21 protein-coding genes are annotated in these 26,078 nt (G+C 56.8%); 9 read left to right on the forward strand and 12 right to left on the reverse strand.

Annotated features, from left to right (window positions below; all coding sequences use genetic code 11):
* Positions 1-13 precede the first annotated feature (13 nt).
* Entirely contained in the window at positions 14-709 is a 696-nt protein-coding gene (locus ACI1P1_RS10840) for a response regulator transcription factor (RefSeq protein ID WP_416216399.1), read from the reverse strand.
* A gap of 210 nt (positions 710-919) precedes the next feature.
* Here ACI1P1_RS10840 and ACI1P1_RS10845 point away from each other — a divergent pair, with 210 nt between their 5' ends.
* The 5 genes from ACI1P1_RS10845 to ACI1P1_RS10865 all read left to right on the forward strand — a co-directional run bounded on the left by ACI1P1_RS10845 (position 920) and on the right by ACI1P1_RS10865 (position 6,718).
* Positions 920-1,291, forward strand: coding sequence for a response regulator (locus tag ACI1P1_RS10845; RefSeq protein ID WP_416216400.1), 372 nt, complete (start codon positions 920-922; stop codon positions 1,289-1,291).
* A gap of 12 nt (positions 1,292-1,303) precedes the next feature.
* Positions 1,304-4,183, forward strand: coding sequence for an ATP-binding protein (locus tag ACI1P1_RS10850; protein WP_416216401.1), 2,880 nt, complete (start codon positions 1,304-1,306; stop codon positions 4,181-4,183).
* Between the two features lie 104 nt (positions 4,184-4,287).
* Positions 4,288-4,875 (forward strand): thymidine kinase, encoded by a 588-nt coding sequence (locus ACI1P1_RS10855; protein WP_416216402.1) that lies wholly within the window; start codon positions 4,288-4,290, stop codon positions 4,873-4,875.
* 103 nt (positions 4,876-4,978) lie between these two features.
* Positions 4,979-5,434 (forward strand): hypothetical protein, encoded by a 456-nt coding sequence (locus tag ACI1P1_RS10860; protein ID WP_416216403.1) that lies wholly within the window; start codon positions 4,979-4,981, stop codon positions 5,432-5,434.
* A gap of 327 nt (positions 5,435-5,761) precedes the next feature.
* Positions 5,762-6,718: a DMT family transporter gene (locus ACI1P1_RS10865; RefSeq protein WP_416216404.1), complete on the forward strand. Its 957-nt coding sequence runs from the start codon at positions 5,762-5,764 to the stop codon at positions 6,716-6,718.
* On the opposite strand, the gene ACI1P1_RS10870 is transcribed toward ACI1P1_RS10865, so the two are convergent.
* Both ACI1P1_RS10870 and ACI1P1_RS10875 read right to left on the reverse strand, forming a co-directional pair.
* Positions 6,708-7,064 carry an EamA family transporter gene (locus ACI1P1_RS10870; protein WP_416216405.1) on the reverse strand — a complete coding sequence of 119 codons (357 nt, stop codon included), beginning with the start codon at positions 7,062-7,064 and terminating at the stop codon, positions 6,708-6,710. The genes ACI1P1_RS10865 and ACI1P1_RS10870 overlap by 11 nt on opposite strands.
* A gap of 178 nt (positions 7,065-7,242) precedes the next feature.
* Positions 7,243-8,133 (reverse strand): YihY/virulence factor BrkB family protein, encoded by an 891-nt coding sequence (locus ACI1P1_RS10875; protein ID WP_416216406.1) that lies wholly within the window; start codon positions 8,131-8,133, stop codon positions 7,243-7,245.
* Positions 8,134-8,313: 180 nt separating this feature from the next.
* Here ACI1P1_RS10875 and ACI1P1_RS10880 point away from each other — a divergent pair, with 180 nt between their 5' ends.
* Positions 8,314-9,219, forward strand: coding sequence for a GNAT family N-acetyltransferase (locus ACI1P1_RS10880; protein ID WP_416216407.1), 906 nt, complete (start codon positions 8,314-8,316; stop codon positions 9,217-9,219).
* A gap of 531 nt (positions 9,220-9,750) precedes the next feature.
* Here ACI1P1_RS10880 and ACI1P1_RS10885 read toward each other — a convergent pair.
* Positions 9,751-12,153, reverse strand: coding sequence for an S-layer homology domain-containing protein (locus ACI1P1_RS10885; RefSeq protein ID WP_416216408.1), 2,403 nt, complete (start codon positions 12,151-12,153; stop codon positions 9,751-9,753).
* Between the two features lie 5 nt (positions 12,154-12,158).
* A complete protein-coding gene (locus ACI1P1_RS10890; RefSeq protein WP_416216409.1) occupies positions 12,159-14,018 on the reverse strand; it encodes an ABC transporter substrate-binding protein in 1,860 nt (619 codons plus the stop codon).
* A gap of 127 nt (positions 14,019-14,145) precedes the next feature.
* Here ACI1P1_RS10890 and ACI1P1_RS10895 point away from each other — a divergent pair, with 127 nt between their 5' ends.
* The gene (locus ACI1P1_RS10895) at positions 14,146-14,316 is read left to right on the forward strand and encodes a hypothetical protein (RefSeq protein ID WP_416216410.1); all 171 of its coding nucleotides are present in this window, start codon (positions 14,146-14,148) and stop codon (positions 14,314-14,316) included.
* Between the two features lie 52 nt (positions 14,317-14,368).
* Here the strand turns inward: ACI1P1_RS10895 and ACI1P1_RS10900 are convergent, their stop codons facing one another.
* Positions 14,369-15,352: a Gfo/Idh/MocA family protein gene (locus ACI1P1_RS10900; protein WP_416216411.1), complete on the reverse strand. Its 984-nt coding sequence runs from the start codon at positions 15,350-15,352 to the stop codon at positions 14,369-14,371.
* Between the two features lie 487 nt (positions 15,353-15,839).
* On the opposite strand from ACI1P1_RS10900, the gene ACI1P1_RS10905 reads away from it, so the two are divergent.
* Positions 15,840-17,036: an MGDG synthase family glycosyltransferase gene (locus tag ACI1P1_RS10905; RefSeq protein ID WP_416216412.1), complete on the forward strand. Its 1,197-nt coding sequence runs from the start codon at positions 15,840-15,842 to the stop codon at positions 17,034-17,036.
* A 283-nt stretch (positions 17,037-17,319) separates the two neighbouring features.
* Here ACI1P1_RS10905 and ACI1P1_RS10910 read toward each other — a convergent pair whose 3' ends face one another.
* The 3 genes from ACI1P1_RS10910 to ACI1P1_RS10920 form a co-directional block, all read right to left on the reverse strand.
* Positions 17,320-19,347: a YhgE/Pip family protein gene (locus ACI1P1_RS10910; RefSeq protein WP_416216413.1), complete on the reverse strand. Its 2,028-nt coding sequence runs from the start codon at positions 19,345-19,347 to the stop codon at positions 17,320-17,322.
* An 84-nt stretch (positions 19,348-19,431) separates the two neighbouring features.
* The gene (locus tag ACI1P1_RS10915; RefSeq protein ID WP_416216414.1) at positions 19,432-20,007 is read right to left on the reverse strand and encodes a TetR/AcrR family transcriptional regulator; all 576 of its coding nucleotides are present in this window, start codon (positions 20,005-20,007) and stop codon (positions 19,432-19,434) included.
* A gap of 86 nt (positions 20,008-20,093) precedes the next feature.
* Entirely contained in the window at positions 20,094-21,953 is a 1,860-nt protein-coding gene (locus tag ACI1P1_RS10920) for an ATP-binding protein (RefSeq protein WP_416216415.1), read from the reverse strand.
* A gap of 271 nt (positions 21,954-22,224) precedes the next feature.
* Between ACI1P1_RS10920 and ACI1P1_RS10925 the strand changes: the two genes are divergently transcribed.
* Positions 22,225-22,890 (forward strand): oxidoreductase, encoded by a 666-nt coding sequence (locus tag ACI1P1_RS10925; protein WP_416216416.1) that lies wholly within the window; start codon positions 22,225-22,227, stop codon positions 22,888-22,890.
* Between the two features lie 64 nt (positions 22,891-22,954).
* On the opposite strand, the gene ACI1P1_RS10930 is transcribed toward ACI1P1_RS10925, so the two are convergent.
* The 3 genes from ACI1P1_RS10930 to ACI1P1_RS10940 form a co-directional block, all read right to left on the reverse strand.
* Complete coding sequence (locus ACI1P1_RS10930) at positions 22,955-24,463, reverse strand: SPFH domain-containing protein (RefSeq protein ID WP_416216417.1); 1,509 nt, start codon at positions 24,461-24,463, stop codon at positions 22,955-22,957.
* Positions 24,464-24,476: 13 nt separating this feature from the next.
* A complete protein-coding gene (locus tag ACI1P1_RS10935; protein ID WP_416216418.1) occupies positions 24,477-25,001 on the reverse strand; it encodes an NfeD family protein in 525 nt (174 codons plus the stop codon).
* Between the two features lie 760 nt (positions 25,002-25,761).
* The gene (locus ACI1P1_RS10940; protein WP_416216419.1) at positions 25,762-26,055 is read right to left on the reverse strand and encodes a hypothetical protein; all 294 of its coding nucleotides are present in this window, start codon (positions 26,053-26,055) and stop codon (positions 25,762-25,764) included.
* Positions 26,056-26,078: the final 23 nt, after the last annotated feature.

Raw genomic sequence — 26,078 nt, forward strand, 5'->3', positions numbered from 1 at the left:
TTTCTAGGGCTTCCTAATCTCCCTCCGGCACAAATTTGTAGCCGACTCCCCATACAGTTTTAATGAAACGCGGATTTTTCGGGTCCGCCTCGATTTTTTTGCGCAGATTGGTGATATGCACGTCTACGGAGCGTTCCGTTACATACGTATCGATGCCTCTGATCCGGTTTAGCAGCTCTTCTCTGCTGAAGACATTGTTCGGATGCAGCCACAGCACCTTCATAATTTCAAATTCGGAGTAAGTGGTTTCCACCAGCTTGTCCGCTACATACAGCACCCTCCGGCTCTTATCCATATGCACGGCGGGACGGACATCCTTAGCTGCAGCAGGCTCCACAACGGGAGTCATGGCGGAACGCCGCAGAAGTGCGGTCAGCCTGGCGGCCAGCTCCCGCATAGAAAAGGGCTTGCACAGATAGTCGTCGGCGCCCACCAGAAGTGCATTCACCCGGTCTGCCACTTCCTTCTTGGCGGAAACCATCAGAATGGGAATAACCGTGACCAGACGGATTTCCCCGCACAGGGTAATGCCGTCCGTATCCGGCAGCATCACGTCCAGAATAATGATGTCCGGCTCCGCACTCTGCAGGAGCTTCTTGCCCTCTTCGCCGTCTGAAGCCCAGGTGACCGTGTACCCCTCTTCCTCCAGGTAAATGGTCATCATGTCGGCAATGCTCTGATCATCTTCAATAATGAGTACTTTAGGCATAACCAGCTCTCCTTGCCGCAATTTAACATTTTCCTAGCACTTTTCTGCAACTTTTCTAAAGGATAAGGCGGATAATAGGTGTTGATACCTTTTATTATAGCGAATAACGCGGATTCCTGCCGGGATTCGGCTCGAATTGGGCAAAAATCCGCAATTTATATCCGGATCTTCAAAAGTCCGGCATCCCCTACAACGCAGGAGGCTTGCTGCATGCGCATCCTGATTATCGACCCTGCCGCTTTCTCCCGCACGGTACTCCGCAGAATTGTGGAGGAGGCGGGTTATGCCGTTGCCGGCGAAGCGGGCAACAGCGAGCAAGCCCTGGTCCAATACAGAAGCACCGCACCCGATGCGGTGACCATCGATTTGACAGCCCCCACCCTCAACGGTGTGGCGCTGATCCGCCGGATCCGCAGTCTGGATCCCGAAGCCCGTATTTTGGCCATATCCGGAATGAACCAGAATGCCTCCGGCCAGGAAGCCCTCCAGGCGGGAGCCTATGATTGTGTAATGAAGCCCTTGGAGGAATCACGACTGCTCACAGCACTGGCCCATGCCCGGCTGCTGATGCAGGAACCGTAGGGGGGCGTCTGCATGTCCAAACACAGGCTTATTCCTCTGGTGGTGCTCTTTCTGCTTAGTGCAGCCTCTCTGGCCAGCGGGCTTTTTCCCCTGCGGCTGATGTTCGGCGTTGAATATTTCCTTGCTGGCCTGTTCGGCTTTGCCGCTTATGCCCTGTTCGGCCCCTTCGCGGGTGTCGGCGTGGTTCTGATCGGCGTGCTGCCCAGCTTGTGGTATTGGGGCCATCCCTACGGCATGGTTCTGATGGTGCTGGAGAACATACTTGTTTCTCTCCTGGTCAAAAAATACCGATACGGCTATACCACGGCCAGCCTCATCTACTGGGCAGTGATCGGGATTCCGCTGACCCTGCTTTTCTATGGTCTGATCCTGGACATCCCCGGCACCAGCCTGCAGTTCATCGTGTTCAAAATGGCCCTGAACGGGCTGGGCAATTCAGCAGCCGTTTCCCTCGTCATTCCCGTTATTGCCCTTATCTGCAAAAAGTTACCCCACTCCGTTATGGGACGCCGGGGCTTCTATGATCTGGCTCCCTTCAGCCTGGCAGGCCAGCTGTCCAATATTATGGTATTTATTATTCTCATTATGGCGATGGTACAGATGGGCATCCACAGCCGTCTTCTCATTGCTAATGAAGAGGATACCATTGCCGAGAAGCTGGTATACGCCGCGGAGCAAATGAATTTGTATACGGATACACCCGGCAGCTTTCCGGTGCAGGAGGCCTTTGCGCTGCTGGATGACCGAATGCCGGAGCTGCGCTTCCGTCTGGTGGACCGCGGGCTGAAGCCGGGGGCTTCCATGGAGGACCAATACGGGCCGCTGCCCGCCTATCTGACCGGCAATGCCGATGACTCCCATGTCCGGGCGGTGACGGAACGGGTGAATTTATGGTCGCCCAGCCTAGATGAATCCGGCAGCCGGATTACACAGCGGATGAACTCCGTCTATTATGTGGACATGCGGTGGAACGGGGATCAGCGGTTCCAGATTTTCGTAGAGCTGCCCGCCCGGGCCACGTGGACCGGAATTTACGGGGAGCTGGCCCAGGAGCTGACTACGGCCTTTACTATTTTGGCGCTGGCGGTGCTCATTATTTATCCCATCTGCCGCTACCTGAACCGGCCCATTGTGCAGCTGGCAGAGTTATCCGGCAGACTGTCGTCCTCCATCGGCACCGGCTTCCGTCCCCAATGGCCGGACAGCGCCCTGGTGGAGATCCAGGCGCTGACCAACGCCTTCAAGCTGATGTCCATGGACTTGAACCAGCAGTTTGCCAGCATTCTGGAGGCTACCCGGGAAGCCATGGTGCTCTGCGACAAAAACGGCACCATCCTGTACGCCAACAGCCAGTTGGATGTGTTTTTCGGCGAACGGCCCATTGGCATGCATTCCATGAAGGAGCTGTTCGGGGCCATGCGGCGCTTTCCCAAGGATGACGCCACCCAGCTCCAGCAGGAGATCGACTCCATTCTGCACCATGTGGGCGAGCACGGCTCTCTGCAACGCAACATTACCTTCCACAATAACCAGCGCAAAATGTATTTGTCCTTGTATGTGACCGTCATCCAAGGCACGGAGGAAATCCGGGACCGCAACCGCCTGTTCATCTTCCGTGACCGTACGGAGGAGATGGAACGGGAGCTGCTCCAGGAGGAAATGATTGCACAGGTGTCCCATGAATTCCGGACCCCGCTCACCCCCATTCTCGGGTATTCGGAAATTCTGCGCAGCAAGGAGCTGCCGCCGGACAAGCTGAAGTCCTATTCCGCCACCATACACCATGAAGCGGTCCGGCTGTCCCGGCTGGTGGATGATTTCCTCGATTTGCAGCGGATGGAGTCAGGCAGGCAGCCCTATTACCTAGTTCCCCTGGACTTGCGGGAAATGGTCTCCCAAACGGTGGAGGAATGGCGCCACAACGGCAATCATCATTCCATCCTCCTGAAGCTTCCGGAGGAGCCTGTCATCGCCCTGGCGGATGCCGACCGGATGCGGCAGGTGCTGGACAACCTGATCAGCAATGCGGTGAAATATTCACCTGACGGGTCGGAGGTGCATATCTCTGCGGCTCTGGAGGGCGGCGCCATCCGCATCGACATCGCCGATAACGGACTGGGCATCCCGGAGAAGGACAAGGAGAAGGTGTTCCGCAAGTTTTACCGGGTGGAAAACAACGACCGCAAGAAGATTCCCGGCAGCGGCCTGGGCCTGCCCATCGCCAAGGAAATCGTCGAGGGCCACAGCGGCCAGATCACCTTCGTGTCCCGTCATTACGGGGGCAGTATCTTCACGGTGTGGCTCCCGGTGTATACCCCGCCCTCCACCGCAGGCGCCGTCCTGCTTATCGGCAAGGAGGACGGCTATACGGAAAGCCTGGCCAGCGTTCTGGCCCAGCGGGGCGAGCATGTGCTCCACCTGGGCTCCTTTGAGGAGGCCCTGTTTGCCATTGGCTGCGGCAACATCAATATGCCCCGCATCATCGCCGCCAATCTGGTGGGCACCGGGCTGATGAACGGACTGGAATTCGCCTCCCGGCTCCTGGCATTGGATTGCCCGCGTAAGGCGGCCATGGTATTCCTGGAACGGATGGCCTCCCCCTCATCCCCAACCGCTTCCGCTTCCGCTTCCGGGCCCAATCTGGAAATGGTCCAGCCCGTTAAACCCTTCAGCCTCCGGGAGATGGTCCAGTTTCTGCAGCCGGGCGCCGCCCGGGGGATCGCTTCCGCCGGTATGCGCGAGCCGGACTGGTGCTACTGCTTTTTTCCCGTCCAGGAGGAAAAGGTGCTGCGGATGCAGCTGGCCAAATTCGGCCTGATTCCAGAGGTTTTGGCGGAAATGAACGATATGCTCCTGGCCGGTTTTGCGCCTAAGGGGAACAATCATCCATAGGAAAGGCTGCAAAAACATGCTATCCTTGGAGAGGGCCGGGACGCTCCTGGACCTTAGGGTTAGGGACCGCCCCGCATCAAGTGCTGCAGAGAGGAATAAACAACGTGGCTAAATTATATTTTCGTTATGGAACCATGAACAGCGGCAAATCCATCGAGGTGCTCCGTACCGCCCACAACTATGAGGAACAGGGTAAACGGGTGCTGCTGTTCGTCCCCGCCATCGACGACCGGTTCGGCGTAGGCAATGTCACCTCCCGCATCGGGATGCAAAAGGAAGCCATCATCGTTCACGAGAATACGGATATGTACGCCATTGCCAAGGACACCATGCCCAACTGCGTGCTTCTGGACGAGGCCCAGTTTCTGACCCGGAAGCAAATTGAGCAGCTCACGGACATCTGTGATGACCTGGGCATTCCCGTTATCGCCTACGGACTGCGCTCCGACTTTATGGGGAATCTGTTCGAAGGAAGCCTGCAGCTGTTTGCGGCTGCGGACAAAATCGAAGAGGTCAAAACCGTCTGCTGGTTCTGCGACCGCAAGGCTATGCTGAATATGCGCTGCAAGGACGGTCATCCCGTATTCGAGGGGGAGCAGATCCAGATCGGCGGCAACGAAAGCTATATTCCGGTATGCCGCAAGTGCTACAAGGAACGCAAGAAACGGTCGCAGCAGGACGCACAGCGCTAAAAATATCCGTATCCCCCGCCCCCACCTGTACCCCTCCAGGATTGTTCCCGCTGCATATAATGCAGAAAACAATCCTTGTGCGGGTGAACGGAGGGTGAGCGTTATGACGGAAAACTCCGCCCGTTGGCGGCTTGTGATTTTTGTGTATTTGTCCCTGGCCTTCGCCGCTTCCGCCGCCTGTCTTCTGTATCTGTTAAGCGGCGGCCTGGAGGACCCTGCCTCCGCCTCCCTGACAGCGGTAAGACCCTATTTATTTTATATCAGTGCCGGGTCCCTGGGCGGCTCCCTCTATGCCCTGCGGGCCTTCCACCAGTTTTATGACCAGCCGGTGACCATCCGCTTTGTGTATTGGTATTTCATGCGGCCCTACCTCTGCGGCGGTACGGCCATGATTACGATTATCCTGCTGGACAGCGGCATTATGCTGCTTTCGGTAGAGAATTCCCTGTCAGCCCGGACCGGGCTGGCATTTCTCACCGGGTTCGGCTACGGCAAGTTTATGGAGAAGCTGACCCATTTGGCGGAGGCGCTTTTTAACGGCAACGGTAAAAAGGAATAGCAGGCTATCCTGCAAAAGTGCAGTTATTTTTCACCATGACGCGCGTTATCCGTTCCTATCCTGCAAAAGTGCAGTTATTTCACTCAAAAACCGCAAAACAAGCAAAATCGGCAGGCAATAAATGCACTTTTGCATTTGGGCCTGCCGCTTAAGTTCTAAGCCATAAAATAAATGCACTTTTGCATCTCGGCTCATCTCAGCCCATTTCGGCCTGCCGCAAAACCTTAAGCAAATCCTTCAACTAAAATAGCCGATTCTCCCAAAGTAGGATATAATGGAGAGGTTGTGCAATTGCGAGTTTTACCCTGGAAGGAAGTATTGCAGCCCATGTCTGACAACCGTTCCCCGCTCCCCCGTTGGGTGCTGCTGGCCCTTTTGGTGACCGGCATTATTGCGATTTCATTCTCATCGATCTTTATCCGCTGGTCCCATGCGCCCTCCTCTGTGATGGCCATGTACCGGCTCTTTTTCACGGCCGTTTTGATGGGCCCCTTCGTGTGGAGAAGCAAGCCTGACCTGAAGGCTCTCTCTTCATCGGACTGGGGCCTTATGGCCGTTTCGGGGCTGTTTTTGGCCCTGCATTTTTTGTTCTGGATGGAGTCACTGGCCTTCACCTCGGTAGCCAGCTCCACCATTATTCTCGCCCTGGAGCCTATCCTGATCCTGGCAGGCGCGTATTGGCTGTTTAAGGAACGGACCACCCGCAAGGCGGTGCTGGGCCTGGCCGTGGCCATCCTGGGCGCCTCCCTTATCGGATGGGGAGATATCGGCATCTCCGGCAGAGCCCTGACCGGAGACCTGCTGTCCTTAGCCGGCACGGCGGCGGTGGCCCTTCACCTGTTGGTAGGCCAGCGTCTGGCAAGCCGTGTCCCCTCCTTGTTCTACAGCTTTTTCATCTTCCTCGTGGCCGGGACCGCTTTCCTGATCTACAACCTGGCCCGTGGCACCGCTCTCGGCGGATATCCCACCCGGGAGTGGGGCATCTTCCTGCTGCTTGCGGTAGTGCCCACCGTCTTCGGCCATGTGCTGTTCAATTGGCTGCTCCAGTACGTCAACGCCGTCACCGTCTCCATGAGCGTGCTCGGCGAGCCGGTGGGGGCCACCATCCTGGCCTACCTGCTCCTGGACGAGAAGCTTACGCTTACTCAAGGGGCAGCCGGCCTGGTGATTATCTGGGGCGTCTGGTACTTCATGCGCCACAATCAGGTGAGGTATGCGGTTGAAGAGGCAGACAAGCCGGTCAAGCACAAAAAGGCCGCAAGCGGCCCGTCCGTTACCGGGTGATGATGAAGATGCCCACCATAATTACCAGGGCGCCGGCAATTTTTTGCAGCGTCAGCGCTTCATTCAGAAGCACGGCACTGAACAGGAACACGAAGATATAGCTCATGCTGTTCAGCGGATACGCACTGGTTAAGTCCGCGCGGGACAGCACCTTGACCCAGATCAGGGAGCTTAGGGCAAACAGCAGGATGGCCATCCAGAATTCGGGCACACGCAGAATCCGCCCGATATCGGTGGCGAAGGTGGCCGGCGACAAGGTAAGGCGTCCCACCCGGTCCGAGCCGTGCTTCATCATGATTTGCCCGATGGAGCCCATCATGGCGGACATCAGGACAAGCCGGAACATGTCCGCCACCTCCGCTCAAAGCCGCCGCGGGCTGAGTTCGTAAGCCATATGCGCATGAAGCAACCCCTACTTTCTACAGTTGAAATCGGACTCATACCACTATATGTGATAGAAGAGGGGTTTATCCCAGCCATATGTACAGGCGTTTCGCCCGCGGTTCAGGCTCCATGCGGCAGGCTCATTCGGGCTTCTTTTTCTTCCAGAAGGACAGACGGCTGCTGAAGGATTTACAGCCGGGTTTGCTTTTTCCCTCCTTGTCAAAGGTAAGAGTGGCGTTGATTTCCCCCCCGAGGATGATTATGATGCAGCTGATGTACAGCCACACCAGAAGCACAATGACGCCGCCGAGGCTTCCGTAGCTTTTGGAATAGTTGCCGAAGTGGCTTACATAAAAGGAAAACAGCAGGGAGATGGCAATCCACCCCAAGGACGCAAACACCGCTCCCGGAAGGACGCTTTTAAACCGGAGCCGGCGGTTAGGCACTGTCCAGTACAGGAGGGCAAATCCCAGCAGCATGGCTGCCAGCGGAATGGAGAATTTGACCAGACCCCAGATTAGCTCAAAATCATTGGGGTAGCCAAGAAACTTGAACAGCTGCTCCCCGATTACATGGCCGAACACCAGAAGTACAAAGGTAAGAAGCATCACCAGGGTCAGACCGACAGTCGCCAGGAGGGCCAGTCCCTTCAGCTTCCAGAACGGCCGGGTTTCCGGTTCGTCGTAGGCCTTGTTTAACGCCTTGATCACAGCAGACAAGCCATTGGAGGCCGCCCACAGCGTACCGATCATACTGAAGGAAAGCAGTGCTTCGTTGCGGTTCTCGAAAATTTCGTTCATAATATCGTTGACTGCCTTATAGCTGGATTCCGGCAAAACCATGGCGATCTGCTCCCAAACATCCTGTGTGGAGATGGGGGTCATGCCCACAATGGTCAGAAGGAAAATTAAAAATGGAAAAAAGGCGAGAATCATATAGTAGGTCATTTGTGCGCCGAGGGCTGTGACTTCGTCGTCCTCATACCGGCAATATAAGGCTTCCAGAAAATGCAGGCTTTTTTTCCAATTCATCGCCGTCCGCTCCCTTCGCTGTTGATTGATATTTTTTCCCAAAAGAACACCTTGGATTCGCCCGAAGGTGAAGATGTGATGTTCATACCCGCGCGGAAGATGCGCTGAAACAAGACAACACAGGTGATGCAGACAGTCAGCACCTTATTATAAGACTTTTGAAAAAAGGGGCAATTGGTTTTGATAAAACATGGGTTGGTAATTCCGGACGGGATGACGGAGCGGCAGCTTCAGGAGGTACGGGAGCTGGCCGGTCGTTGCGCGAAGGCGGACAGCCTGGAGCTGAAGCTGAACTGGGGAATGCTGGAGCACCGGCCCCGGGGGACGGCCAATGATTTTCTGTGGTATGAGCGCGGAAAGCTGGTGGGCTTTTTGGCCTTGTACCACTTCGTGCCCAAGGAGGCCGAGGTGGGCGGTATGGTCCATCCGGATTTCCGGCAGAAGGGGATCTTCAACGCATTGACGGAGGCCGCCCTGTTATCCGCCCGCAAGCAGAACATCCCGTCCCTGCTGTTTGCCTGTCCGCGCCAGTCCCAGGGGGCCAAGGCCTTTGCTGAAGCCAGGCGGGCCGGTTACACCATCTCGGATTACGGTATGAAGCTGACGGAGCAGGTAGCGCATGAGCCCCTGACCGGCATCCGGCTGGCCCGCGGCGTCAAGTCCCAGCGGGAGCTTCTGATCCGTCTGGATTCCCTCGGTTTCGATTCCTCCGAGGAGGAGTCCGAGACACTGGTAGACATGACGCTGGACAACCCTCCCCAGGACACGCCCTATATTGCCTATAATGAAGAAGGGGAAGCGGTGGGACGGATCAATTCCCATATCCGCGACGGCAATGCCCATTTCTTCTGCTTTTCTGTGGTGCCGCAGCACCGGCGCAAGGGCTACGGACGGCAGATTCTTCTCTCCGCCATCGGCCTGGCCAACAAACAGGGCCTGCGCAGCATGACCCTGGAGGTAGCCTGCAATAACGCCGAGGCGCTGACCTTATACCACCGCTGCGGCTTCCGGGAAACCTATATCAACGACTATTACAGACTGGATACCCAGGCTTTTGTGCGGGAGGAAATCTGTACGGGCTATTAAGCTCCGGCACAGCTTCCTGGTCCCTTGTCCTTGCCCCTCCCTTACGGGGCAGGGGCTTTTTTATTTCAATCTTTGTGTTACTTCCAACCTCTTCCGAAAACTTCCGAAATGCAAAAGTGCATGTATTTGGTAAACAAACCTTCGTTTTTACGGTCTATCCTGCAAAAGTGCATTTATTATCGGCAGATGGGAGCAAGATGTACCCCGCGGCGGAAAATAGATGCACTTTTACACTTGGAGTTTAGCGAGAGCCAGAATTCCAGCAGAATAGATGCACTTTTGCAGGATCATGCTGGATGGCATATGCAAATTACTAACATTGTCAGAGGCGCTATTAGGATCAAACAACTTAGTAAAAACCAGAATAACCAATCCGGCCTACGGCTCGGACCATCTTCAAGGTAACGGCTTCTGCTTCCGTTAGGATGGCCACCCGGGCCGGGGCTATTGCTGCTGAAAAATAAAAAAACCTCCCCGGCGGATGGAAGTCCGCTCAAGGGGAGGTTGGAAGCCGGGTCCGGCTTCTAAAGCTTAATAACGGGAATCCTGCAGGGTGCCGCGCTTCTCCAGGAACCGGAAGAAGGCGGTGGCCGCTTGGGCACGGGTTACCTCGTCCGCTGGTCGGAACTGGCTGCCGTCGGCGCTCATAATACCCAGCCCTACAGCGATGGCCGCATGGCCCTTATGCTGGATGGTTTCGGCATCGGTCACATCCAGACGGAACATGGAGCTTTGCTGGGCCAGCTTGTTGTAGCCCAACGCCCGGACGATCAGCTGCGCCATATCATCGCGGGTCATAATTTGGTCCGGATTGAATTCGCCGGAGGGATCACGGTCGATCAGATTCATATCCACCGCATTCTCCACATAAGCGAACAAGGCGCTGGAGGCCTTGACGTCAATGAAGGAGGCGGCGCGGGAGGAATCATACGCCATCGGCAGATAACCTCCGCTTGCGGCCAGCACCAGCATCTTGATCAGCTCGCCGCGGGTGGCCGTCTGATCGGGGTTGGCCTTACCGTCCTTGAGGTCGATGGCATTATATTCCACCATCAGGGACAGGGCACGCTCTGCCCAGTGTCCGGAGATATCCGTTGCGGCCGCCCGGTCGGAACGGGCCGTTTCGCCATTGCGGTTGTCTCTCCACTCGCCGGTTTGCGCGTCCAGGAAATATCCGTTCGCCAGGTCCGTGTTTTGGGCTACCGGCACGTAGGACAGGCGTACCTTTTGATTTCCGGCCGGGGAAGGCGGCAGTTCACCTGCAGCCACCATCAGATTGTACTTCTCAATGGGATAGCTGCCGTCATAACCCGCCATCCAGTCAACTGCATATTGCAGCTGCAGCTTATATTGGCTAAGCAGCTTTTCCTTCGCTTCGGCCGGGTCTGTTAATGCCGGCTTGGATGCCGGATAGCTGTAGCCGGTCAGACCATTGGAATAATTGACCACGGCACCGTTGGTTGCATCCACGGTGACCTGAACAGTTTCGCCGGTAATAATGCCGTCGATGGTCCGGTCAAAGCTGAAGCCGTAAGACGGATTGGAGTTCCAGTAGGAGGCGGCCGCCTGTTTGGTCGGATCGCTGTAGTGAAGCTCCAACTGATGGGCCATATGGGGAAGCAGGCTTTTCACCAGCTCCACCGCTGTAGCTTTGGCCGTATCAATGGAGACCTTGTAATCCTCCGGCTTCATTGCAGTTGCCAGAAAGGGGCGGTACTCGTTGCGGGAGTAGTTTTTGATCTCTCCTGTGGACGCATCCACAGCGGCGCGAATGGAACGCGAGCCCATGGGGTAAGCGATTTTGTCAGCTGCTTCGGACTTGCTTTTTTCGTCCTCGGGAAGCGTCCAGCTGATATTCCAGGCTCGTGTAAGGCCGTCCATATTATTTTCATTGTATTCCTGGTAGGAGGCGTTCTCCAGCTTGGCACCCGTTGGCAGGGGGAAGCGGGCCGTTACAGCATCGATGGCCTGGCTTTGAGTCAGCTGCTTATCCTTGGCGGGGGCTGCTCCAAGAGGCGCGGTAGCGATGGGACCGCCGGACTCCTGCACCGGCATATTGCCGGTGTCCATCTCTCCGGTGAGCGCATTCAGCCGAACCGGTGACAGCCGGTAAGCAATGAAGGGCGAAGCTGTATTGGTGTTCTTGTTATACGGCCGGAAATACGAAGCGGTGAGCTTGGACTTCTCCTTCCACAGGCTCTCCGCCTTCTCTTGAGAGATGACGGAGGCGGGGTCCGGGAACTGGGTGGTTTTATCCCATTGATAGTTGAAGCCCACCACTTGGCCGGAGCCGTTCACATCCACGCTGAAGCCGTTCCCCGGAAACACCACACCATTGACCACACGGTCATAACGGTAGTTGTAGCGCACGTCGCCCATAAGCGGTGTTTTGAAATTATCCTCGGCAACGGTGTTGTAGCGGGTTTCCGTCAGCTTGCCCGGATACAGGCTGTTGATGAAAGCTTCGCCTATCAGCTTGGCCGCCTTCAGATCCTTCTCGGGCGGATAGGAGGGCGGAGAATCCACATTGTTGATATAGGCACTCATCTGAGTCAGCTCGCCGGTGTCCGCAGAGATCCCGATATAATAATTGCCGTAATACTTATCCTTCACTTGTTTGGAAAAGTTAATGGACCATGTAGCCCCGGCTGTGCCGGTTGCCGCAGCAGTCTGCAGAGTGACGTTGGATACCTCGTAATCCTGGGGCACTTGGGCCAGCTTGCGGGCCAGCTCCACCGCCTGGTCGCGTTTGATGGCGGTCTCGGTGTTCACGGCCGCCTCGGAGCCGGGGGCTGATACCGAAGCGGAGCCGCTTGCGGAGTTGGATGCAGAAGTTACAGGAACAGGAACGGAAGACGCAGCCGCCGGCAGAGCTCCGGCAAGCAGAAGCACAGCGCTCAAGCCCACTGCACCGGCTTTGATTGACTTTTTCATAACCGTTAACCACCCTCTCTGGGAATTGGATGTACCTGCCTCCTAGACGGTGAATCCTGGGAAAAGGTTTCAGGCTGGAACCATAAATCTTTAAAATCCACCTGACCCAGGGTATTGACGGTTACACCCCGCAGATTGGGGGAATGCACAACCTTGTTTGCAGGGTGGATGAGCAGGATGACATCCCGGTCTCTGGCCAGCAGCTTCTGCAGCTCCTTAAGCCCGCTTCTCCTGACCTCCTCGCTCTTTTCCCGCCGGATGCCTGACAGGCGCTCCTCCAGCTCCCGCCGGAGCTCCCCATGCAGGAAAAATCCGGAATAATGCCCCGCATGCAGCAGCTCAAGGAGAAACATCACCGTATCCTCATCCGCTGCCAGCCCTCCTACATAACATTGGGCATGCTTGACCCACTTCAAACCGGCCGCTTCCTCCCGGCTCATCACATCCAGCTTCACTTGAATGCCATATTGGCCCAGCCAGCGGACGATCCATTCCGCCATCTCCACATGCCCCGTATTCAGCATCAGCGTCAGGGGCTCTCCCCGGTAGCCCGATTCCTTCAAAAGCCGGAGGCCCTCCGCCTCATCGTGGCACGGATCGGCATCATCCTCTGGCGGATACTCTGGAGGCAGAAGCCATTGGGCCGGGATGCTGGCATCTTTTTTGACCTCCCGGATAAAGGCCTGCCGGTTTAAGAGCAGCTGCACCGCTTCCCGGAAGAGCCTGTTCTGCTGCGGGCCCGGCCGTTCGATATTAAAGGACATAAAGTTACAGCCACGCGTCAGCCCGCCGTTAAGCCCCGCGGACAAATTTTCTTCGTCCTGCCTGGTCTCCGAACCCTGCTTGGGAGAACAGCCCCAATCGCTGATCTGCAGCTGGGGCTGCACCTCCATACCGCTGGGAAGCACCCACAGCTCCACCCGGTCTAACAGCGCCCGCTCCCTGAAGTAGTCCGGGAACGCTTCCAGGATGCACATGGACGCATCCTGCTCCACCAGCCGGAAGGGACCTGTTCCGGATGGGGCGGGAGTTTTCCGGCTGCCATATACATCCTTGGGCACAATGGACAGCCCGGCGGAGCTGGCGTACCGGTCAAACATATAATTCGGTGCGGACAGCACAACCTCCAGAATATAGCTGCCCATCGACCTGGCGCGCTCCACCTCCCGGACCAGCCAGGAAAAGGGCGTCTGCTCCCCCGCCTCCTTCAGCCGCATCAGACTGAATGCCGCATCCTCCGCCGACAGCTCCCGGCCATGATGGAACCGGACACCCTTGCGCAGATAAAAGGTCCACAGCCTGCCGTCTGCCGACGCTTCCCAATGGTGGGCCAGATGAGGCATGACCTGACCGGTTGCGGGGTTCACCCGCACAAGGGTGTCGAACAGCTGCCGGACCAGATGCATGTCCTTGGAATAAATCATCCGAGTGGGGTCCAATGTCAGAAGCGGTGCGTAATATGGCAGCCGCAGCACCTCCAGCGGCCGGCTCCGCCCGCTGACCTCCTGATAGCCGAAGGCCCCGCCCAGCCACTGGAAAAAAGCCTCCTTTTCCCCCGGCTCCATACCCGAAAGCCCCACCAGCTCCAGGGCCGGCTTGATGTTCTCCTCCTGCACCAGCCGCATGGCCTCCTGCCGGAGCAGGACGCTTGAATCCTCCAGCAGCTGAAGCTCCGAGTGGTTGCCCCGGCCCCGGCCCGGCTTCCACACGATCCAATTCTGGTCCGCCATCTTGTGGAGAATGAACTTCACATTGCGCTCCGAGCAATAAAAAATACCGGACAGCTGCTCCAAGGTGACGGGTAATCCCCCGCGGGCCTCCGGCAGCTCCGTATGCAGAAGATGGTAATATTCGATGAGTTGCATGCTTGTCCACCCTGTTCCTGATTTGACCCTCTCATAAAAGAGGAAATAATTATAATCAATTATACCCTTTTTATCCCCTTTTGTATCTGCAAAAATGAAGGAGAGAAAACAAAAGGAAGTGTATCACATGGAACCCAATATTTATCAAATGGAAAAATGGCTGGAGGATCAGGAGCTTCATCTCCGGGAGGCCTGCCGCAGCGCCGTGGGCCGAGAGCGCGGAAGGACAAAAAGACCGGCACTGGGTCCGGTCTTGGCTTGGCTGGGATGGAAGCAGCCGGAAAAAGCTTTGAAATAACAATCCTACCATTAGTAGGATGTGGTATGGAACACTTCTGCGCTAGCCCCGTTTACCGGTCCCCGGCGTAATATGCTCTGGTCAAGATCTCCGCTACCCTGCTGGTGCGGATGGCCGACTCTCCGGTGGAGAGCGCCTTTCCCCGGCCCAACAGCTCATCCACAACCGTTTGAATCAACGGCTGCTGCACATGGGGCGGATGCGCCAGACTCCGCTTCTGCTCCTGTTCCGCCGTCCGCAGCACCACAGGCTTTTCCTCAAAGGTGGAAAACCATATGCTGCCCTTCGAACCCACGATTTCATTGTATTCCTCATCCGCATAGCTATTGAAGCACCAGATCCCACTCCCGTGCACCCCGGATTCGAAAACATATTCCCCGGATACCGTATCCTCAGCGGCATACGGACTGCCCATATTGGAGGCGTGGCCGCTTACATCCCGGATGGGTCCCAGCAGGTAGTCCAGGAGATCCAGGGTATGACTGCCCAGGTCCAGAAACAGCCCGCCTCCGGAAATGGCCGGATTCACCCGCCACATCTCTTCCCCCGTCTGAGCCAAGGGTTTCGCCATATGTACGGTCCGCACAAACCGGATGTCGCCGATCGCTCCCTCATCCAGCCACTTCTTCACCTGCTGAAATCTGGGCAAGCCCCGCCGGTAAAAAGCCACATATAGAGGAACGCCCGCATCCTTGCATGCTTCGATCATGGCGGTGCATTCCGCCGCATTCATGGCCATGGGCTTTTCCACATAGACGGGTTTGCCCGCTTTGGCGGCGGCAAGAGCATATTCCTTATGGGAGGATGGCGGCGTTGCCACATATATTGCATCCACCTCAGGGTCAGCAATCAGCTGGTCTGCCTGTCCGTACCAGCGGGATACTCCATGCCTCTTGGCATAGTCCTCCGCTAACGCGGCGTTTCTCCGCATAACGGCGGTGAGGCTTGAGCCCTCCGCCTTCTGCAGGGCCGGCCCGCTTTTGACCTCCGTTACATCTCCGCATCCGATAATTCCCCAACGTATCAACTTGTCCACCCGCACGCCTCCCCATTGTATCCTGCCCCGGACCTTTACCGGTGCCATTGGTCCGTATAAAGCCTGTTCTGCTCTATAGTATCATGAATCCCATCCGGCTCCCACTGGAGTGGGCATCAGGCCGATTAAGGCAGCGGAGGTTCTTTTTGCTCTGCTTGGGGCAACGTGCTAATATGGAGGGACAAGAGGCCAAGCCCTGTGCTGGGCTGGAGTCTGTTCGACGTGAATACATATTCTTGTGGAATGACTGGGAGGGAAAGAGTTGAGAGTTTTCCCTCAGGAAAACTGGCTTCGGAAGCAGATGCTTTGAGGGCGAGTTTTTTGGCGGCTTTGAAACCTTATAGATTCCATTCAATCAAGGCCGACAAAATGTGTTTGAGCCTCCAAGGCACTCCTTTCCCGGTAAGGAATGAAACCTTAAGAATATTTAGTCACTAAAACTACTCCGTTGGACAGGCTCCTAAGGCCTAATGAGGTGAACTGGAAAATGAGATATTCCGCCGACCGCACTCCCTCCATCCTTGTCCTGACGGGCAACCTGGGCGACGGTCACCGCCAGGCGGCCCATGCGATTGCGGAGGCTGCCAAAGTGCTGTACCCCGGCGCCCGCATCCGTGTGGTGGACGTTATGGACGGCACCCATCCGCTCCTCCACCGTTTGGCTCAATGGAGTTATATGATATGGATTACTAAGCTGCCTTGGCTGTACGGTTTTTTGTTCCGCCGCACCCAGAGGGACAGCCTGCTCTCCCGTTGTCTCAACCGTCTGCCGCTCTGCAGCTCAAGGCGGCTGATCCGGCTGGTGGAGGAGATGAAGCCGACCGCCGTGGTCAGCACCTTCCCCTCCGCCTCCGCTGCGGTAGCTCGGTTGAAGGCTGTGGGCCGGATCAAAGCAGTAACGGCAACCGTCATGACGGACCACACCTCCCACAGCTATTGGCTCCATCCCGCTACCGACCGGTATATAGTCGGCTCTGAGCATGTCCGCCGTCTGCTTCAGGATTGGCCCATACCCGACCGCAAAATCGCCGTTACGGGAATCCCCATCCGGCCCGCCTTCCGCGCTGTGTATGACCGAGAGGCCATCCGAAGGTCCCTTGGCCTATCGCCGGAGCTGCCCACCGTGATGATTATGGGCGGGGGCGGCGGGCTGATCGGTGGGGACTGGGCCCGGCTGCTCCAGGACCCGGGTCTGCTGCCACTGCCGCTGCAGGTAATCATCGTCTGCGGGCGCAACGTGAAGCTGCAGGCCAAGCTTGCCCGGGAGCTGGCGGATTACCCTCATCCGGTCCGGCTGACCGGATATGTGGATAATATCCCGGAGCTGATGGCCGCTTCGGATCTCCTCGTCACCAAACCCGGCGGCCTGACCAGCTCGGAAGCGCTGGCCTCCGGCCTGCCTATGCTGTTGTACAAGCCGCTGCCCGGCCAGGAGCATGACAATGCCGCCTACCTGACCGGAATCGGCGCAGCCGTGCAGGCCAAGGGGCCCGGGGAATTTACCGCGCAGCTGGCGCGGCTTCTCACTGAGCCGGCTCAGCTGGCGCAGATGAAGTCCTGCGCGCGGCTGTACAGCCGCGCGGATTCCGCCGAAGGCGCCGTCCGCGAAGTCCTGGACGCCGCCGCCAGCGTCAGCCCGGAGAACGTGCCGGTGGGCAAACGGATCTTCGCCGCCAAGGCGTAAGCTCCGTGTCGGCCCCGCCCTGTCAGAAGCAATAGGCCGCGGGAGCCGTGGTACGACAGCGGAGCACGCCTGCTGGAGGAAGCCGGTGATCATGTGACACCTGCCGATCTCCCGGACGGCTCCCCCACCTGGCGCATGGGCCAACGGACCGTACAGCCCTTGTTCGCAGCCACCGTAGGCACTCCTTCGCACAGAACCTCTCCTCCCGCTGACACCCATCAAAAAAAGCCCGCCAGGACCAAATGTCCCGGCGGGCTTTTTCGATATGCTCATTACACGAGGCTTACAGCGCAACTGCATCCTCCAGTTGGGTGGAAGGAGCGGATTGCTGCTTGCGGAAATGAATGATGTAGTAGGTCAGCGTGATGGCAGCCATCACGGCCATGTAGATTCCCAGCAGCAGGGCGGCTTGGTTGAAGTCGCTCATTTCGCCGCTGGAGATCACGGCCTTGTAGCCCTGTACGGAATAAGTCATCGGCAGCCACTTGTTGATCACTTGCAGCGGTCCGGGAATCAGCTCAACCGGGAAGGTGCCCGCGCAGGTAGTCAGCTGGAGAATCAGGATCACGATGGCTACGAACCGTCCGGGGTTGGCGAACATGGACACCAGCATCTGGATCATAATCATGAAGGTCCAACTGGTCAGCACCGTAAGCACAAAGTACAGCGGCATGTTTTGGAGCGTCAATCCCAAGCCCCATTTGATTACCACGGCCATCACCAGCGCTTGAATCAGACCGATGAACAGCATGGTGCCCAGCTTGCCGAAGTACCAGCTGGCGCCGGAGCGGGGACGGACAGCAGGGTCCTTCACCGGGAAGACGATAGTCAGCAGCAGCGCGCCTACGAACAGGCCCAGGCTCATGAAATACGGGGCGAAGCCGGTACCGTAGTTAGGTACCTCCGCCATCTTCTGCTCCTCAAACGCCACCGGCTGGGAGAAAGCGGCGTACAGCTTGTCGTTGCCGTTGATGGACGAGGTTTGCACCGATGCATCCTTCAGCTTGCCCGAAAGCTCGCCTGTGCCGCCAGCTACTGTTTGTGCGCCGTCGGTCAGCTTCTTCGAGCCGTCGGTCAATTGAACCGTACCGTTGGCCAATTGGCCGATGCCATTCTCAATCTGAGCCAAACCGGCCTTCAGCTGGGCGCTTCCGGGCACCAGCTGGCTTGCGCCGTCGGCTACAGACTTGCTGCCGGCGGCAGCTTCATTGAGCTTGGCGTCGAAGGCGACAACGCCGCCGTGCAGCGTTTTTTGCCCTTCAGCCAGCTGCGCGGCGCCGGCGGCCAGCTGCTTCTGGGCCGCTGCAGCAGAATCAGTGCCTGCGGCTACTTGTTTGCCCGCCTCCACCAGCTTGGCGAAGGACGGATTTTCGGCCAGCTGCGGCATGGCGGCAGCCAACTGCTCCAAGCCGGCGGCCAAGCCATCAGCGCCGGTTTTCAATTGATCCAGACCGGCGGAGGATGCGGCCAAACCGCCGTTCAGCTTGGCGGCGCCTTCCTCAGATTGGGCTGCGCCCTGCACGATGGCCTGATGGCCGTTAGACAGCTGCTCCAGCCCGCCGCTTACGGTGGTTGCGCCCTTTTGCAGCTGGGCCAGCCCGTCGTTCAGCTTGGTAGCGCCGGTATACAATTGCACAGCCCCGGTTTCCAGCGGCTGGGTGCCGGCGGTCAATTTGACCAGTCCCTCATCCAGCTGCTCCAGACCGGTTACGACACTGCCGGTGCCCGCGGACAGCTTGGAGGCGCCATCGGCAGCCTGGGCCAATCCCTCGGACAATTTGCCTACGCTGGTAAACAAGGTCTCCGTATACGTTTTGGTCAATTCGGCAGACAGCTCACCCTTAATGCGCTCCACGGCGGTTTTGCCGATTTGGGCGGCCAGGAAGTTGCTGCTTTCATTGGGGATGTAGCGGAAGGTGGCAGGCTGGGGATCGGAACCCAGCACCTCGGTGGCCCTTTGTGAGAAATCCTCAGGGATTTCGATGGCCATGTAATACTTATGCTCCTTCAATCCCTTCTCCGCCTCACCCTGGGAAATGAAATCCCATCCGAAGGCCGGATTGGTCTTCAGCTTCTCCACAAACTGGTCTCCGACGGACAGCTGCTTGCCCTCGAAGGCTGCACCTTTATCCATATTGACCACGGCAACGGGAAGCACATCCATCTTGGCGTATGGGTCCCAGAAGGTCCACAGGAACATGAAGCTGTACAGCAGCGGCACAAGCGCAACGGCGCTCACCGAAATCAGAACCTTCTTGTCTTTTACAATCGAAACCAGCTCGTGGGAGAACTGGCGGAAGCTTTTGCTCATATGGTTCACTCCTTATGAATCTCTCTTTTTATATAACTGACTAATATGTTCAATCGGTCAATTTAGACTGAAAAATAAAGCCGTTTATCGGACGGCCAATCCTTCGAACAAATACACATGAAAAAACTCCGAAATCTGATCCTTGGTCAACGGCCCGTGGGTCCGGTCCCAATCATACACAAAGGATACATACATCTTCAGGATGACGAATGCGGCAACCTGCGGATCACAGGACCTGATCTCCCCCTGCTCCATGGCGGTTCTCACGTTCTTCTCCAGAAACCCGAGAATGGCTCCCTCCAGGGACTTCATTCCTTCCTGGGCCTTGGCGGTTCCCATCTCGCTGATTTCGTGGGAGAGCCGGATCAACAGCTCATGGTTGCTGCGGAACCTGTAGAACTCCTCCAGCACCCGCTCCAGCTTCTTGATGAAGGTGAGCTCCTCCTGAATCACCTTGTCGGCAATCCGCTTCATTTCCTGGATGACATCGGTCATAATGGCGTCGAACAGCTCTTCCTTTGTGGAAAAAAACGTATAAATGGTGCCCTTGCCGACCCCCGCGATCTTCGCCACCTGCTCCATCGTCGTAGCCTTGTAACCGAACAGGGCGAAGGATTTGGATGCAGCCTCAAGAATCCACTTCTTGCGGTCAGCCGCCATTGCGCTTCTCTCCTCCTCTCAAAAATGACTGAAATTGAAATATGGTCAATTGGTCATTTTCATTATATGCACATTGCCCGGTGAAATCAAGTGGTTTGCGGGTCGAAGGGAAGAATTATTTCGACAGTTGTCCCCTGCCCGGGTTCGCTGTCAATGTTGAACCTTCCCTTGTGGTTGTCCACGATCTGGCGGCATATCATAATCCCCAGACCGTTGCCGCTTTCCTTCGTGGTAAAAAACGGCTCCCCGATCATCTTCAGATCCTGGCTTTCAATGCCGCAGCCTGTATCCGTAATCCGGATGCGGATATACGGCTGGATGCTCTCCACCGTGACAGTGAGCTTGCCTCCGTCAGGCATAGCCTCCAGACCATTTTTGACTACATTGACCAATACCTGCTTGATCTGGTTCTCATCGCAGGAAATCAGCGGCAGGTTGGGAGGGCAGCGGAACTCCAGCTCCACTCCGGCTCCGGTGGCCTGTGCATCGAACAAACGCAAATTGTCGCCAACGATGCCGCAAATGGATTTGAGAGCAAACTTGGGGCCGGACGGCCGGGCCAAAAACAGGAACTCGTTAACCAGCAGATTGATCCGGTTCACCTCGCCCAGCATCAGATCGATCATCGGAGCATGATTAACCTGCGTCCCCTTCTTCATCAGCTGGAGATATCCGGAAATCACCGTTACCGGGTTGCGGATTTCGTGCACCACACCTGCTGCCATTTGGCCGGCTACCGACAGCTTCTCCGTATTGGATAAGCGGAACAGAATGCTGTGAATTCTCCGCAGAATGACCACGATCAGACTTGTCAAAAAAGCCAGGCCGCCCCAATAGGAAAATTCGGGAAGCGGATTGTCCAGCATCAGCATCTGCCTGATAATATCCCCGGCACCGAAGGCGCAGAAAACCGCCAGCCCCGCCAGCACCTGCCCAGCGTCCTTATCCTTCTTCCAGGCAATCCGGCCGATCCGGATCACCGTAATGATGATGCTCACCAGCAGCAGTAGCTGATAAAATAGCAGAAAGACCGCACCCCGCACCAAATGAAGGGCCACAAACGGAATTCCGATGGCGCCGATGAAAAGATGGACCTTGCTTAACCGGAGCTTAAGCTTGCCCGAATCCGGGAACAGCTGCTCGGTGAATGCCAGAACCGCGGCCATCGACAGCACCAAAAAGGCCAGCTCGAAGACCATCCAGAATTCAGGGGAGTCCACCAGGGTGAGAACCAGCATGGTCCGGGACAAGGTATACAGCCCGAAGGACCCGGCAAATCCCGCGAAGGAAAACAGATAGCTCTGACGGATCCGCAGCCCCGCCAGGCAGGAAATCACGCCGATCATCAGATAAAAGCTGCCCAATATCAGCCGGATACCCTGTTTTTTGATAAAGCTCAGAATCATGTCCGAGCCTGAGGCCAGCTGCGGCTTCTGCAGGAGCCCGATATCCTTGCCGTTGGAATAAATCCGGACGGTCAGCAGCTTGCCCCGGGCATCATCCGGCAAGGCGATCATTCTGGGCGGGGTGCCGATGTACAAGGGATGGGCTCCCTTTATCCGCCCATGGCGGAACAGCAGCTCCCCGTCCAAGTATACCTCGAACAGCTGGCTGGCCTGCACCAGCAGGGTCGGGTCGTAGCCGGCATCCTGGGGCAGCCGTGCACGCAGCCAGAGAATCTCCCTGCCCTCCCGCCCGGGAGGATTAATGAGACGGTCGGTTTTCTCCCAGCCGTAATCCGGTATGTTAGTAAGCTTCGGTGAAGCAGTATACTCGCTCCAGGCATATTCCCAATCGGTCAAGCGGCGGGTTGAACCCGGAGCCTCCTCCGAACGGCAGGGAACAGAAGTCTGGTTATCGTCATTAAGTTGCATAGCTAACGGGGCGATTATGGACAAAACGATCAGGCTTACAAGAAGCAATAGGAGTGGTTGCCCTTTTTTCATTTCCACAGTCCCTTTTTTAGGCAGAATTTTGTAGAATTATGTCTTTCTGCCCCTATCATACCTGAAAATGCTTGTGCTGGATATGACATTTTTAAGTGTAACGAAATTATCCCTTTACCCCGTTGGTTTTCCCCCGGCAGGACGATTTCATGTACGGAAGGGCGTTGTGCCGCCTGTCTCTTCATATGTATTTTGTAATAGGATCGTTATATGATAAGGATATGTAAACCGTCAGGAGCAACTTCTAACATTCCGCGGAGGAGCAAAAATAATGAAAAAACATGCGGTAGTATTAGGCGCCACCGGCATGGTGGGAAACCAGCTGGTGCGTCAGCTTGCAGAGGATCCGCAGTATGGCAGAGTGACGGCGCTGGTCCGGCGCCCGCTGTCCACACCCCACCCGGAAGTGGGGCAGGTTATCGCCGATTTGGATAGGCTGGAGGAATACAGCCAGGTTTTCCAGGCTGATGTGGTCTACTGCTGCCTGGGGACAACCATCAAAACCGCCGGAAGCCAGCAGGCCTTCCGCCGGGTGGATCTGGATTATCCGGTGGCTGCCGCCCGGTTGGCAAAACAGTCCGGCGTCCCCGCCTTTGCGGTTATTTCCTCCCTGGGCGCAGATGTTAAGTCACCCTTCTTTTATTCCCGGGTCAAAGGGGAAATGGAGCACAGGCTGGGAGAACTAGGTCTTCCCTCCCTGTATATCCTCCGCCCCTCCCTCCTGTTAGGTCAACGGACGGAGACCCGCCCTGGGGAGCAGGCCGCGGCCGCCATCAGCCGGGTGATGCCTTTCCTTTATTCGGGCCCCTTCCGCAAATACAAGCCCGTTGAAGCGGATGTAGTAGCTGCTGCCATGAGAGGCGCGGTCAGGCAGGGAGAGTCCGGTGTGCGTATTTACCCTTCTGCAGAGCTTCCGGATCTTGCCGCCAAAGCATAAAGCGCTCCGCCGGCCTCCGTCCTATCTGGGAACGGAGAGCCGGCGGAACGCTTGGATCGGCCTGTTATTCCCCGGCTACGGGATATTCTTGGACCGGTACGGGTTTTACCGCCGGTTGAGTGCCTTTTTTATCTGTCAGCCCCTGGATCAGCTGGTTGAGGTCAAGCCCCGACACTTCCTTTAGCATCTTGGGCGCCGTGGCCATGAGCTCGGTGACGTAGTTGCTCACCCGCGCCGCGCCTTCTCCCTTGCCCGTATCCACCACGGTCAGCTGGTCGATGGAACGGATGGGATCGGCTATCCTGCCCGCCAGCTCCGGCAGCATCTTCACGACAATATCCAGCACGGCTGCTTCGCCGAACTTCTGGAAGGCGTCCGCCAGCTTCTCCTTGGCTTCGGCTTCAGCAAGACCCCGCAAGCGGATAACCTCCGCCTCGGCAGTACCCTTGGCCCGCTCCGCGTCGGCGATGGCCAGACCCTCCAACCGCTTCTGCTCCGCGTTGGCCTTGGCCTCCGCCTCGATGCGGTATTGCATGGCATCCGCTTCGCGCATGCGCTTGGTCCGGTCGGCCTCTGCCGCCTGCTCGACGGAATACCGGTCGGCGTCGGCCTTCTTCTTCACTTCCGCATCATACTGCTTCTCGCGGACGAGGATTTCCTTTTGCTGCAGGTCGATTTCCCGCTCCTTGCGCACCAGTTCAACCTTCATCTGCTCTTCCACGGCTATCTGCTTGGCCTTGGCCTCCTGAATGAAATAAGCCTGATCCGCTTCCGCCTTGGCCGTATCCTGGTCCCGCTTAAAGGCGGCCACCTTCAGCTCCCGGCCCTTCTCGGCCTCGGCAATATTGGTATCGCGCAGCAGCTCAGCCTTCTTCCCCTCTTCCTCTGCCAGGGCCTTCTGAATACGGGCATCCCGTACAGCATTGGCTTCAGCAATCTCGGCATCCCGCTTAACGGCGGCAATCCGGGGTTTACCCAAGGCATCCAGGTACCCTTGTTTGTCGCGGACATCCTTAATTGTGAAGGAAACGATCTGCAGCCCCATCTTCTTCAGGTCCTTGGCTGCCACACCCTGTACCTCCTGGGCGAAACGGTCCCGGTTCCGGTACACTTCCTCCACGGTCATGGAGCCCAGAATTGCCCGCAGGTGACCCTCCAGCACTTCCTGCGCTTCCGACTTCAGCGCTTCAATGGGCTTGCCCATAAATTGCTCCGCCGCTGTAGCCACATCCTCCACAGAGCCGCCAATCTTGATGATGGCTACCCCGTCGGCAATAACGGGAACGCCTTGCTCCGTGTACACCTCAGGCGTGGATACATCCAGCTTGTGGGATAAGAGCGAGAGGAACTGTGATGCTTGGAACACGGGCCAGATAAAGGCGCCGCCACCTCTGACAATTTTGATCTTGCGGCCGGAGCCGTCGTCGGTGTCCACATTCTTGCTTCCCAAAAACGATCCGGTGACAATCATCGCCTCATCCGGTCCCACCGTTTTGTACCGGGCCATAAAGGCCAGCCCCAGCAACACAATGACGCCTACTACAATTGCAGGAATGATCAAAAACTCGGGCATACCTCAGTCTCCTTTAAAGGTTATTTTCAAAGCGGGACACAAACAGCACACCGTCGCGGACATCTACCACCACGACCCGGTCCCCCGCCTGAATAGCACTTCCGTCAAAGCTTTCGGCAATATGGTTGGAATTGCCCGCCCCCACCTTCACCAGCACCTCGCCGCAGCCGCCTGTGGGAATGGAGGTAATCACCTCGCCCAGCCGCCCGGAGAGTCCTTTCATGGTGTAGGCCGTGGAATTCTCGGTGTTCTTCATAGGCTTCACATAATAGCGCCCCACCAGGAAACCGATAACCGCCGCAATCGCAACTGCCGCGACCGCCGCAAGCAGTGCCGGGATTGCCGTGTATTGCACCAGCATGATGCCCGCCCCGCCAAATACGGTAATCCCGACAGCCAGCACCGTGGGATTCAGAAAATCCAGAGACAGAAAATCCAGCGCCCCGTCCAAAGCCGAGCTGAGCAGATCCCCAAGCACAACCGTAACCAGCGTAAACAGCACGCCGAAGGCAAGGCATCCCCAAAACAGCTGCTCCATGTGTTGTTGGCACCTCCTGAGGGCTTTCCGAGAGGAAAGCCAGCATCGTAAGCATTGGCTGGGCTTTCCGAGAGGAAAGCCAGCATCGTAAGCATAAGCTAAGTTTTCGCGTCAGCGAAAATTGGCTTCATAAGCATAGGCTGGGCTAGTGTTTCCTTTGTCCCAATTAATTTCTAGTTTTGTTAAAGGCTGATACAGTTATATACGGCGAATTGTGAAAAAAGTTTCAAAATTGCAACTTTACGCAACATACAAAAAACGGCCCAATCCGGTTTTACTCGGAAGAGTGCCGTTTTATCAGCCGAACCTTTGCAGTTGCGTCCGCGGCTACCCTAACGGAAGCCAGAGCCGCTATTTGGAGAAAAAGGCGGTATTCCAAATTCTAACGGAAGCAGGCGCCTCTATTTGCCGGAAAACAGCTCTAAACGGGCCGAATTTCCACAAATAGCGTCTGTGGCCGCCGTTAGATTTCCAAACGAGGCTTTTTGGGGCAAATAAGGGCTGTGGCTTCCGTTAGGAGATTCCAGCAATCCGGCAGCCGACTCCAGCAACCCGTTCACCACGCGCTCGGAGCCTCACCAACAGACACCCGCAGTCTCAGCAACAGGCTCCAGCAGTTGGTTCATCGCATACCCGCTGCCTCTCATCACCAGCAGACACCAGTATCCGTCACGTCACCCGTATGGACTTTGCGATCAGTACCCCAAGGGCACCACGCGCTGACCGACCGTCTCACTCGGCCCACTGCCCTCAGCCCAAATTAGATCAGACCGATGGTGCGGGTGGCTTTCACGGGATAGCTCACTGTAAGCGTATGGTTCTGGCGGTGCCACGTAATGAGGCTGTCCCCCAGTTCAATGAAGGACTCGGTGCCCAGGCCATAGAACAGATCATCCGACAGGGTCCGCAGGCAATCCCGGCGCTCCCTGGTTTTCATGGCGCCCCACTCCTCCGGCTCCATCTCAAAAAATTCATGGCAGCCTTCTATATCCATCAGAGCGTCCGTCAGCTCTTCGATAATGTCGTTGTATTCCCGGTTGAATTTTACCCCCATGATGCGTCTCCCCCAATTTTTAG

The organism is Paenibacillus mesotrionivorans (assembly GCF_046098205.1).
GTDB classification, from domain to species: Bacteria; Bacillota; Bacilli; order Paenibacillales; family NBRC-103111; genus Paenibacillus_AR; species Paenibacillus_AR mesotrionivorans.